This window comes from Bernardetia sp. Wsw4-3y2, assembly GCF_037126295.1.
In the GTDB taxonomy this organism is placed as follows: Bacteria; Bacteroidota; Bacteroidia; order Cytophagales; family Bernardetiaceae; genus Bernardetia.
Window position 1 is genome coordinate 5035432 of sequence record NZ_CP147017.1, and the last position, 13537, is coordinate 5048968.

Annotated in this window: 4 protein-coding genes; 2 read left to right on the forward strand and 2 right to left on the reverse strand. The window is 33.2% G+C overall.

The features are described 5' to 3' along the window. Positions 1–200 precede the first annotated feature (200 nt). Positions 201–3269, reverse strand: a complete 3069-nt coding sequence (locus V9L05_RS21285; RefSeq protein WP_338813845.1) for an amidohydrolase family protein — start codon at positions 3267–3269, stop codon at positions 201–203. Positions 3270–3649: 380 nt separating this feature from the next. Between V9L05_RS21285 and V9L05_RS21290 the strand changes: the two genes are divergently transcribed. Beyond that, entirely contained in the window at positions 3650–6937 is a 3288-nt protein-coding gene (locus V9L05_RS21290) for a glycosyl hydrolase (protein ID WP_338813846.1), read from the forward strand. Positions 6938–7245: 308 nt separating this feature from the next. Here the strand turns inward: V9L05_RS21290 and V9L05_RS21295 are convergent, their stop codons facing one another. Continuing rightward, entirely contained in the window at positions 7246–12555 is a 5310-nt protein-coding gene (locus V9L05_RS21295; RefSeq protein WP_338813847.1) for a T9SS type A sorting domain-containing protein, read from the reverse strand. A gap of 766 nt (positions 12556–13321) precedes the next feature. On the opposite strand from V9L05_RS21295, the gene V9L05_RS21300 reads away from it, so the two are divergent. Next, the gene (locus V9L05_RS21300) at positions 13322–13525 is read left to right on the forward strand and encodes a hypothetical protein (RefSeq protein ID WP_338791499.1); all 204 of its coding nucleotides are present in this window, start codon (positions 13322–13324) and stop codon (positions 13523–13525) included. Positions 13526–13537 lie beyond the last annotated feature (12 nt).

Genomic DNA, 13537 nt, shown 5'->3' on the forward strand with positions numbered 1-13537 from the left:
CTTCTTTTTTACTTTATAATGAGGATATGAGAATCAAAATTCCCATATTTTTCAAGCCATTTAAAAACAAGACAGTTCTAAATTTAAAAAACACAGACTGAAAAAATAAAATTTCAATCTGTGTTTTGTTTTTTTAGACGAAAACTAAAGTATAAGGAATGGTAATTAACAAATCGTAATTCGTAATTGTTCCTGAGCTACTATTCTCCATCATTTACAGTATTCCAATAGTCAAAATCTGTTTCTTCACAATCCCATAAATGTTCTTTTTTAAATTTTACGCCGATTGTTGGTGCGCCACCGTTTTTAGCTGCAATCATTTTTTGAATAATTCTTTCACGCTCGGCTGCTAAATCTTGACGAAGTTTTTCATCATTTTCTCTATCAAAATAAAGAATTCCATCAACATACGTTTTTTCAGCTTTTGCATAAATAGACAATGGATTTGCAGACCACAAAACAACATCAGCATCTTTTCCTACTTTGATACTTCCTGTACGGTTATCAATTCCCAACATTTTTGCAGGATTGAGTGTAACAAATTTCCATGCTTCTTCTGGTGTTACACCACCATATTTTACAGTTTTGGCAGCTTCTTGGTTTAATCTTCTGCCCATTTCGGCATCATCAGAATTGATTGAAGTCAAAACTCCTGCTTGATTCATAAGTGCTGCATTGTATGGAATGGCATCTTTTACTTCATATTTGTACGCCCACCAATCTGAAAAAGTAGAACCTGCAACGCCATGTTTTGCCATTTCAGGAGCAACTTTATAGCCTTCCAAAATATGTGTAAATACATTTACTTTGAAACCAAATTTCTCAGCAACACGCATAGTAGCAAGAATCTCAGAAGCAATATATGAGTGACAAGAAATAAGACGTTTGCCATTGATGATTTCTAAAAGTGCTTCCATCTGCAAATCGGTTCTTGTAGTAGCTGGATTTGATTTTTTAGCTGCTTCGTATTCTTTTGCTCTCGTAAATGCATCTGTTAAAAACTGCTCAACTCCCATTCTTGATTGAGGATAACGACCATATTCTGCCCAGTTTGAGTGTTTTACATTTTCTCCTAATGCAAACTTAATTCTTTCAGGTGCGCCTTTGATTTTCATTTCTTCGGCAGTTTTTCCCCAACGCAATTTTATTACAGCAGATTGTCCACCAATCGGATTTGCAGAGCCATGTAACTGTTGTAGAGCCACAACACCACCAGCCAAATGACGGTAAATATTTACATCTTCTGAATTGATTACATCAGCAATTCTAACTTCCGAACTATTAGCATAAACGCCTTCATTTACTCCTCCTGAAATAGCAATATGAGAATGCTCGTCAATAATTCCACTTGTTAGGTGTTTTCCTGTTCCGTCAACAGTTTTTGCTCCATTTGGCGCAGAAAGATTTTTTCCAACTTTACTTATTTTTCCATCAACAATCAAAACATCTGTATTTTCTAGTATTCCTTTTGCTTCACCATCAGATTCATTTGTCCAAACTGTTGCATTTTTTATCAAAACAGTTTCAGCTTTTGGTTGTGCTTGGAAAGCATAAGGTGCAAATGGAAAGATAGGTTTGAAGGCTTGTAATGTAGAATCTATTTTTGGTGCATCTCCAATATTTTGATTGATTTTCATATTAGAATCAGAGTTTTTGGCATTCCAAGTAACCCATTTTCCACCAGATGTACGTGTAGAACCTGACCAGTATTTACCTTCTGAATCGTACCAACCTGTTAAGCGAGTTGCTTCTGTTTGGTTTTGAGGAGAAAATTGAAGTGCAAAAATTCCCTTTTCATACGTTGCTTTTGCTTTCAGGGTATCTTTTCCATCAATAATTTTATAATCTAAATTGTCTTCTTCTCCAGAAACTTCCAATTTATACAATTTTGGTTTTCCATCTTCTTCCAACGTTAAATCATAAATTCCTGCATAAGAAGAGTTAGCAAAAGGAACGATTTCATTTTTTTGTCCTTTTACCCAGTTTTGATGAACTTTTGTTTTTGATAAAAATAAATCGCCTGAAGTAATAATAAAATTAGCAATTGCACCTTTTTTCAAAATCCCTAAATTATTTCCTTCTCCAATTAGATTGGCTGGCGTATAGGTAAGAGCTTTTAGAGCAGCTGTTTTTGAAAGACCTGCTCCCACTGCTTTTCTAAGATGCTCCAAAAATTTAGATTTATCTTTTAGTCCGTCTGTTGTAAAAGCAAAGTTGATTCCTGCTTTCTCTAAAATAGCTGCATTTGAAGCTGCATACTCCCAATGCTTTAAAGCTGTAAAAGAAATAAATTGAGCATCTAAAGGGTCATTTACATCAAAAGCATCAGGAAAATTAAGAGGAATAATAAAAGAAGCTCCTGTAGTTTTAATTAAATCAACAGCTTGATACTCATCTCCATTTCCTTTCAAAATATATTGTTTTCCAAACTCATCGCCTAATTTATCAGCACGAAGAGCATTCATTTTATCATCTACTTCAAAAATTTGAGGGAGGTTTTGTAATGTATTCCAAGCAGAAAGAGTAAGGTTTTTATCTTTTGCAGCTCCAGTTGCATACCATTTTCCATCAAGATAAGTTTGGCGCAAAAGAGCCATTGAACCCATTAAAGAAGAAGGATAAGACTGTGAAGATGAACCTTTATTAAATGACAAACCTACTGCTACATCAGTTTTGTAAAGCTGCTCATGTGATTTTCCATTACCCAAAAAGACGAGAGCTGATGTTCCTCTTACAATTCCGTCTTGTTGATTAGAAAGAAGTGTTCCAAAACCTAATTTTCTTAGATTTTCAGCTTCTTTTTCTGCTGTTTTATCTTCTGGGTTAAACATCTCACTTGCTTTGTGATGTGCTTTTACAGCTTCATTATTTCCAAAAGCATACGGCGTTTGAGGAGTAAGTTGTAGTTGAAACCATGCACGTCCCTTTGACTTTTCAATAGCTGGCATTCCATAATCTGAATACAAATCAATGAAAGAAGGGTAGATTATTTTTCCTTTTAAATCTTCCACAACTGCACCTTTAGGAATAGTTATATTTGTTCCAACTTCTAAAATTTTGCCGTCTTTAATAACTAAAGTAGCATCAGAAATTTTGGTTTGATAATCGGTATAAATGGTAGCATTTGTAAAGGCATAGACAGTAGTGTTTCGCTCATCGGTAATGCCGTTAGTATAAAATGTTTGTTGTGCAAGTGTTTTTTGTAGAGAAAAAACAGACGCAAACAAAACTAAAAAGACTATAAAAAATTGATTTTTAGAGTTTTGCATAGGGAATAAAGTGAGTATAATATAATTTGAAAAATTCTTACAGGCAATTTATGGAAACCTATTGTTTTATTTTTCTTAAAAAATGATAAATCAAGAGAGTACACTTCAAAAGTGTGTAAGTTGTAAATTTTATAGGGGTAAATTGTTTTGGGGCTGAATTGGATTAAATGTCTTAAATATGATACTGAATGTAGCCAATCTAACCTATCTATCAAAAATAAGACATCATAAAAAAATGGATTTACTTTACAATCACCTCAAAACCTAGTATTTTGGAATTGGAGTAAGTAGATATGGAAATTTAGCCTGTTAATAATATTTTTTATTACCTTTAACATCCTACAATTTTCTTATAAATTAAATCCAAACACACACTAATTATGAAACATATTCTCTTATTACTATTTACATTTCTATCATTACAAGTTATTGCCCAAGGACAGGGGCGAAAAAATAAACAAGACGAAACTGCGAACAAATCAGTATTAGAAAAAACAAACCTTTCTGGCTTAAAATTTAGAAGTCTAGGACCTGCACTTACTTCTGGACGAATTTCAGATCTTGCTGTAAATCCTAATAATTTTGATGAGTACTATGTAGCAACTGCTGCTGGAGGTGTTTGGAAAACGATCAATTCTGGAAATACATTTCAACCTGTTTTTGATGAACAAGGCAGTTACTCCATTGGTTGTGTCACACTTGACCCAAATAATTCCCATATCGTTTGGGTAGGCACTGGCGAAAATAATAATCAGCGTAGTGTATCGTATGGTGATGGTGTCTATAAGTCGCTGGATGGTGGAGATAGTTGGGAACACATGGGCTTAAAAACTTCTGAACACATTGGAAAAATTATTGTTCATCCAAAGAATTCAAATGTTATTTATGTAGCTGCAATTGGACCTCTTTGGAGTGCTGGAGGTGAAAGAGGCTTGTATAAATCTGAAGATGGTGGCAAAACTTGGAATGCTGTATTAACCATTGATGAACATACAGGAGTGAATGATGTCGTAATAGACCCAAGAAATCCAGATGTTTTATACGCAACAACTTTCCAAAGAAGAAGGCATGTATTTACTTATATTGGAGGTGGTTCTGGCTCTGGAATTCACAAATCTGAAGACGGTGGTAAAACTTGGACAAAAATTCAGAAAGGTTTACCTAATGTGATGTTAGGTCGCATTGGTTTAACAATATCACCAGCAAATCCAGAATATTTGTATGCTATTGTAGAAGCTGCTGAAGATAAAGGAGGATTTTTCATTTCTACAAACCGAGGAGCTTCATGGGAAAAAAGAAATAGCTATGCGACAAGTGGAAACTACTATCAAGAAATTATTGCTGATCCAATCGATCCTGATAAAGTTTATGTGATGAATAACTGGATGCGTGTAACCAGTGATGGTGGAAAAACTATGGATTATGTTGGAGAAGACTTCAAACATATTGATAATCACGTAATTTGGATTAACCCAAACAATAACAAACATCTTATCTCTGGAAATGATGGAGGAGTATATGAGTCTTGGGATAGTGGAAAACACTGGGCTTTCAAACCTAATTTACCTGTTACTCAATTTTATAAAGTGGCTGTCGATAATGCAAAGCCATTTTATAATATTTATGGTGGAACACAAGATAACTTTAGTTTAGGAGGTCCTTCTCGTACTGTAAGTGGAAATGGACCGAATAACTTTGATTGGTTTATTACGCATGGGGGCGATGGATTTGAATCTCAAGTCGATCCAAAGAATCCAAATATTGTGTATGCACAATCACAGTATGGGAATCTAGTTCGTTATGACAAAATAAGTGGTGAAGAAAAAGGAATACAACCAAAAGAAAGAAAAGGAGAAGACACTTACCGTTGGAACTGGGATGCTCCCTTGGCAGTAAGCCGACATAAATCAGCACGTATATATTTTGCTGCCAATAAACTATTTAAAAGTGATGACCGAGGTAACAGTTGGGAAGTAATCAGTGAAGAACTTACACGTAACTTGAATCGAAATGAATTACCAGTGATGGGTAGAATTTGGGGAATTGATGCAGTAATGAAAAATCAATCAACTTCGCCCTATGGAACAATTATAGCTTTTTCAGAATCGCCAAAAAATGAAAATTTATTGTATGTAGGTACCGATGACGGATTGATTCAAATTACAGAAGATGGTGGTAAAAACTGGCGCAAAGCCGAAAACTTTTCAGGTGTTCCTGACCGAACCTATGTAAATGCAATTTTTGCTTCTAAGCACGATGAAAACATAGTTTATGCCTGTTTTAATCATCATAAATACGGAGATTTTAAACCCTATGTGTACATCAGCCGAGATAAGGGTGTTACATGGGCTTCAATCAGTGGGAACTTACCTAAAAGAGGTTCGGTATATGCGATTGAAGAAGATCATGTCGATAAAAATTTACTATTTATAGGAACTGAATTTGGTGTGTTCTTCTCAGATACTCAAGGAAAAGAGTGGAAGCAGTTAAAAGGTGGTTTACCTACAATTGCAGTGCGTGATATTGCCATTCAAGAAGAACACAATGACTTAGTTTTAGGAACTTTTGGAAGAGGTGTTTATGTGTTGGATGATTATTCAAGCTTGAGAGATTTTAGTCAAAAATTAGATAAAGAAGCAACTTTGTTCAGTGTACGGAATGCTCTTCAATTCGAAACTTCCTATCCGTTGGGTCTACCAGGTAAATCTTTTCAAGGTGATAATTTCTATATTGGTGATAACTTAGGCTCTGAAGCAATTTTTACTTGGTATTTAAAAGAAGATATCGAAAGTAGAGAAGAGCAACGCAAAGCCACTGCAAAAAAGTTAACAGACGAAGAAAAAAACAATCCGTATCCATCGTATAAAACACTAAAAGAAGAAGCTGAAGAGATGAGTCCACAATTGGTATTTACTATTACCAACAACCAAGGCAAAATTGTTCGTAAACTGTTCAGTTCTCCAACAGCTGGTTTACATCGTATGCACTGGGATTTACGTTATGCTTCACGAGAACCAATTAGTTTCCGTGAGCCAGCGTTTTACAATCCATTTGGAGGCGAAAGTTTAGGTGCATTTGTTGCGTCAGGAAAGTATACAGTAACGCTTTCTAAGCTAGTAAACTATGAAGAAACACAATTATCAGAGCCAGTTTCATTTGAAGTAATCCCATTAAATAATGCTATGATGCCAGCAGATGATCGTCAAGCTTTAGCCAAATTTCAGCAAGAAGTAAATGACTTATCTGGAAAAGTGAGTAGTGTACAAAATTCCCTTTCAGAACTCTCTAATGAATTGCGTTACATGAAAGAAGCTATAAAACGTACGCCCATCAAACATGTAGATTTGATGAAAGAATTGAAAGGATTAGAGAAAGAGATGGAAGCTATCCGAATCAAACTAAATGGCGACCAAATTGCCAATCAATTGGATCAAGAAACCTCACCGTCAATTGCAAATCGTGTAGGTTATTTGATGTATGAGCAATCACATTCTACAGGCACTCCAACAGAAACGCACAAAAGTACGCTTTCTATAGCAAAAGAAGAGTTTGATCCTGTGTATGAGCAGGTGAAGGATTTGATTAATAATGAGTTTAATGCGTTTCGCAAAAAGTTAAAAGAGTTTGGAGCTCCCTACACACCAGGGAATATTCATTTTCTTGATTAATTTTAAACAGACACTAGAATTGAAAAAACTAAAAAATATTGGCTCTTCCGACAATTTAGTGAAATTATAAAATGTTGTGTTTTCGTCTTTTCAAAAACAAACGAAATGCTTCCTAAGAAGCGTTCTTTTCAGTTCTGAGAACGACGCAGTCCTCAGCGAAGCTAAACTGAACATATGATGTGTCGCTAAAAAATTGGAAGAACCAATATTTTTAAGAAAACATTCAATTAAGAATCTCTAAACAAGAAAAATCAGGCAATCTATAAGACTGCCTGATTTTTCTTTTTTCAGGATTAGACAACTCTTTTTTATTGAATAACCAGTTGTTTTGTATATACTTTTCCTTGCGAAACAATCTGAACAACATAAACACCTGCACTTATTCTTGGAAGTGTAATGGTAGTAGTTTTTTCGTTTCTAGAAATTTCTTTACTGTAAATTGTTCTACCTAGTGCATCTACCAAAACAAGATTTGTCTTTTGATTGGTTGTGGTAGCAAATTCTACTTTAAACGTCCCAGTATTTGGATTTGGATAAACCGTAAAGATTTTTGCAGATTCTTCTTCAATTCCAGTTTCTATATCGAAAGTAAAGACTTTTTCTTCGGTTTCAAATTCACAGCCTGAAATATAAGTTACTTTTGCTTTGTAATTTCCACTTTCAGTTGGTTCAATCGTTCTTTGATTTGCAAAACTAGCTACTTCAGTTCCATCTTTAAACCAAACTACTGAAACAATAGAATCAGAAGACGAAACAGTAATTGTTTTGTCAAAAGAATTCTCTTTGTTTATCGTAATCGTTGCATTTTGAGCTTGTGCTTCTGTGATTTCTATTTCATTTGATTCTACTTGACAACCTTCTGCTGTTGTAATTTCTACTTTGTAAGTTCCAATTTCAGAAGTTACTAAAGTAGACGAATCATTTGAAATAGCTGTATCATTTCTGAACCACTTGTAAGTAAAACCTGTGCCAGTTGTTACAGAAAGCGTTGTTTCTTCACTTAAACAAATTTCTGTTTTATCAGCAGAAAGAACCACAACAGACAAATCTGTAATTGTAACAGCAATACTCACGCTATCCAAACACGAAGGCTGACTTGCTGTTAAAGTATAGTTTCCAGACTCTGAAACTGAAATTGATGTTCCTGTTCCTATATCTGTTCCATTTAAAGACCAAGTATAGGTTACATTTGAGCTTGTATCTTGAGCATTTAGCATTCCATTTCCACAGAAAGGAACTTCACTTCCTTGTTCAATTTTGGCAGTTGGAGCATCTACAAAAACCACTTTTGTAGCTTCAGAAACAGCAAAACAACCTTCTTTTGAAATTCTTACAGTATAATTTCCTTCAAAAGAAACAACTAATGCTCTTGTATTTCCTACCTGAATATTATCTCTAAACCAAAGATAAGAAGCATTTTCTACTTCGTTGGCTGAAAGTGTAAAGGTATTGGTACACGATTCGAACAAACTTCCTTGCTCAACAATTGCCTCAAAAACTTCTTTTATTGGAACAACAACTTCTAATCGTTCACTTTCTAAGCTATTTATAATAACCGAAATATAAAAAGTAGTTGTATCATTTAAAGCAGGTGTTTGAATAGTTGCATTAGATGTTTCAAAAAGTGGCGTTGTAGCATCTTGAGAAGCATAAACACGATAAACAGCTCCACTACTTCGTACTTCAATTATGCCACTTTCTCCTTTACAAGCTGCTTCTAAAGAAAATAAAGTTGGCGTTGATGGAATGGTACGTACTTGAACAAAGTTAGTAGTCGCTGTATTATTTCCACAAATTGCTTTTATAGAATAAGTATATTGTGTGCTTGAACTAACTAATGAATCAATAAATGATAATTGAGAAGCAACAACTGTTTCTAATAACTGACTGTTTCTCCAAATTTCATAATTGATAGCATTTGAATTTGCTGGAGTTGCCCAAGATAATTTTACTCTTGTTGCAGAAAGTGCTTCTGCTGTCAAATTCGTTGGCAACTGGCAATCTGCAATTGGTGGGTTTGAACCACCAGCAGGATCACATAAAGGCAATACATCCAAAATGGTGTTTTTGACTGTATTTGTGATAATTGGAGCATTCGTATCAAAATAGATGTAAGATTTGTTTTCAATTCTTGATGTATCTGTATGTGCTGCAATTTCATCCAATTCAAAAATAACATACCCTTGACTTAAAGCAGGACTAGAAGTGCTATCAGGAAGATTAATATCATCAAAACGGAAATTGATAACATTATTATTTGCTGTTGTATCTACAACCATTGGGTGGCTACTTCCCACAACTCTCAAAGAGCTTCTATCCAATAAATTACTCAACGAATCCACAATGTTTACATTCAAAGCAGGTGCATTTCCTGTATTTTGGAAGCGAATTGTATAAGTCAATGGCAAATCTGAACGCTTCGTAAATTTATCATCACAGATTCCTTGTGGATAGACTTGTTTATCGTTCGGGTCGTAGGAGTTTACGATGGGGAAGCAGTATTGTTTTAGGTTATTCAAACGAGTAAGGTCATTTGCTTCAGGTGTGATATGTCCTGAAAAACAAACTTCATCACCAATATTTAAACTTATATCTGGAGTTACAGAAACTCTAACTACAAAGTTTCTATCAAAATTCAAATCAGTTACATCCCAAAAAAGATTATTCCCTACAATTCTATCTGGCGTAATGGAAGCCGAATTATATGTTACAGTAGCAGGTAAAGTAACTTTTAATTCTCCCGATTGAGGAGCGCAAGAATAATTATTTGCAAGAACTGTAATTGAAGAAGCTATTGCAGGACGGAAGGTATTTGCAAATATATTTACATTAAAATCATAATAGGTAGAAGATGGGCTTATAATTACAGGTTGAATAATCTGATTTCCTGATTGATCTGTAATACGTAAACTTATATTTGTTAAGGAAATATTTCCACAATTGAATGTTTTGCTTTCCATCCCTGTATCATTGAAAACAACACTTATATTTGCCGAATCTGTACAGTTATCACTCAAAGAAGTAACAAAATCTCTTGCTAGAATAGTAGCTTGGTTAGAAGCGTTGAAAGTTACTGGAAGTATTCTCGTTACAACAACTGGACGAATAGTATCCTTTACGTGAATGATTGTAGGAGAAGTCTCTGTATTTCCTTGATTATCTGTAACTCTCAAAACTACATTCTGACTTGTGCCTATGTTGGTACAAGAAAAAGAACGAGTAGCCAAGCCTGTATCATCAAAAATGAAAGAAGCAATCGTATTTCCACAATTTACTGAACTAGCACTATCTAACAAAGCAGCATTCAGCTCAACTTGTCCAGCATTATCTAAATATACCTTATAATTAGATTTGCTTACAGCTTCAAATGTATCATTGTTATTTATTTTAGCAATTCTATTTCTACTCATTCCATCATAGTTCATAAAAGAACCTGTTATAATCAAAGAATTATTGGATTGAAGAGTTACATTACGTATTACGCCATCTGTATTATTATTTGAATAAAAACCTGTATTAACTGTTCCATCTGTATTTATTTTAGCTATATTAATTGTACTAAAACCATTTATTTGATCGAATTCTCCAACAACTACAATTTGTCCATTAGATTGAACAACAAAATTTCCTATATATCCTGTACCTGTACTTGTAGTGACATCTATATTGAAATTAGTATCGACTAAGCCTTGTGAATTCATTTTATAAAGTTTTGCTCTTCCTCCAACCAAAATATCTCCATTTGACTGCGTGTAAGACCTGTACGAATAAGGTATATTTAGGTTTGAAGCAAATGTAGGATCTATACTTCCGTTTGGTAATATTCTAACAATATTATTTACACTTACTCCATTATAAGTCTCAAATTGACCTGTTAGTATTATTTTTCCATCAAGGCATACTTCAATAGCATATATTCTTCCCCCATTATTTATTCCTATAGTGGTAAAAGAATTATCTACGCTACCATCTACATTTAATCTTACAAGTCCTTGACTATTTATAGCATTTATTAGAAAATCACCTGCAAGAATAATCTTACCATCATTTTGTACTTCTATCACATCTATTAAACCTGTATTTATTATGGAGTTTGTATTAAAGTTTAAATCTATTGAGCCATTTTGATTCAAACGTAACAACCTTTCTCTAATCAATCCATTATTAGAGTATGAGAATCGCCCTCCTACTAGTAATTTTCCATCAATTTGTGGAGTTACACACCTTATTTTGGAATAATCTACATTATCTGTAAATGAAAAAGTAGTATCTAATGTTCCATTTGTGTTTAGCTTTGCTATTGCATACGCTCTCTTATTATTATATTTTCCAAAGGCTCCTAAAACAAATAACTTATTATCTATTGTTTTTTTTGTTTCTGTTACATAATTATCAAATCCATAAAAAACACCAAACGAATCATCTCGTGCTCCATCATTATTTAATCTTTCTATGGAAATTCCTGGTCTTGTTGATATGAATAACAACTTTCCACTATTTAAAGGCTGTAGCCTATCTGCCATACTATACCAACCTGTTGTAGAGAAAGAATTATCTCGTACTCCATTACTATTAAAACGAATGATTTGACTAGGATCATTTTGACCTATACCACTTAGATTCTTTCTCTCAATGGCTAAAACTTTCCCATTTGCTTGTATAGTAATTTCTTGAATCTCTTCAATATTTGCTACAGAATTATTAAACGAATTATCCAAGCTACCATCCGTATTTAAGCGTATTATCTTGTTTGCTTGAATAGAATTGTATGTGTCAAAATCTCCTCCAACTACAATTTTATTATCATTTTGAATTTCGATAGCATATACAAATGAATTGAAACCTGTATTTCCATTATTAAAACTTGTATCTAAACTACCATCACTATTTAGTCGAACTATATTTTGTGAACAACTAACACCATTATAATTATTAAAATTACCCCCAACTACAATTTTATCATTTACATCTATTGCTATGTCTTCAATCCTAGATGATATTCCTTGCTGAAATGTATTATCTAAACTTCCATCTGAATTCAAGCGTATTAAACCTTGGTAGTTTACACCATCATAAAAATTACCTGCAATTATGATTTTACCATCAGATTGGATATCTATATCATTAGTTATGGCTCTATCAAACACAAAGTTAGTATTAAAGGAATTATCTAAAGTTCCATCTTCTTGGAAACGTAAAGCATATCTATTTACACCTGCATTATCTGTTATATCACCAAAAGCAATAATTTTGTTATCTGGTTGTACTAGAATTTTAGAAATATAGACATTTGGAAATTCAGATTCAGAAATAGATATAAATGTATCATCAATGCTTCCATCTTCATTTAATCTTATTAAACCATTTACATTTCTATTATGATACTGATCTATACCTCCTGAAACTAATATTTTACCATCTGAAAGACTTGTGAAATCTGCCAAAGAAAAGCCGAAAGTATGGGCAATACCATGACTTAATGTATCTGAAGTATTAAAACTAGCATCATTTTCAGCAAGATTACACTGCCCAAAAACAGAAAAAGAGTAAAAGTTATTCAACAAAAAAACAGCACATACAAAAAGTAGGCTGAGTAAATTAGAATATGATTTTGTCATAAAAGAAATTCAGTTACGAATTATGAAATTAAAAACTACTATTCTTGGGATTGAGAATGTAATTTATAATCTTGAATAATTCTGTGTAGAAATAATAAATAGTAATAGAGGGGATTTGCAGGTGCAAAGGTACGTTTTTATTTATAGAAACACATGCTTTTTTATAGAAAAAAAGAATCATTATCTAGTATGAATATCAGTTCAGTCCTCTTACAAAATTTTCTCAATTATGGCAAAAGCGAAGTAAACATATCAATAGTTTACTTCTTTCAGTAGTATGTAAAAGAGTTGTCATTCCTCTTTATTAACTCAATTTTCTAATTTATCTATATCTTCACTTGTGGCAGATAGAGAGTTTTTTGGTGAAAAATGGCAAGAAAACGTATAAAAGTAAGCAAAATTATCTTTTTAAATACTGCTATAGTCAATTTATTAGTGATTATTGCTTAGATTATAGAGGTTACCATTTTTCTATTAATCAACATGTAATAAAACATGTTCGTTCTTGGTTTGGAAGTTTATGACATAGCAGTATTAGGAGAAATTAGTTTTTTTTAATACTGTCCATTTTATTAAATTATTGTACCATTTTAAGTTGTAAACAGATTTATTATGGCTGTTTAGAGATAGACGAATTTTGGACTTTTATAAGTAAAAAATCTAATAAGTTATGACTTATCTATGTTTATCATAGAGAAACTGGGGAAATTGTGGCTTGGGTATTTGGTAAAAGAAATGCCAAAATAGCAAGAATATCATACAAATAATGAAGCAAAAGGATATAAAATGGTCAAAATTGGCTTATGATAATTGGAGAAGTTTAAGAAAGGTTTTTCAAAACGAACCTTCTTTGATAGGAAAGGAATATACTCAAGGAATTAAAGTTAATAATTGTGATTGTGACACAGAATACATAGGGTATTTAGAAAAACGTGATGTCGTTGGGGACACCAACAACGGCAGGTTATAGCCTTTGTTGGTG

Excerpts from the sequence above, each read along its gene's own strand:
- V9L05_RS21290 (WP_338813846.1), top strand. The coding sequence starts at position 3,650 with ATGAAACATATTCTCTTATTACTATTTACATTTCTATCATTACAAGTT.
- V9L05_RS21300 (WP_338791499.1), top strand. The coding sequence starts at position 13,322 with ATGAAGCAAAAGGATATAAAATGGTCAAAATTGGCTTATGATAATTGG.
- V9L05_RS21295 (WP_338813847.1), bottom strand. The coding sequence starts at position 12,555 with ATGACAAAATCATATTCTAATTTACTCAGCCTACTTTTTGTATGTGCT.
- V9L05_RS21285 (WP_338813845.1), bottom strand. The coding sequence starts at position 3,269 with ATGCAAAACTCTAAAAATCAATTTTTTATAGTCTTTTTAGTTTTGTTT.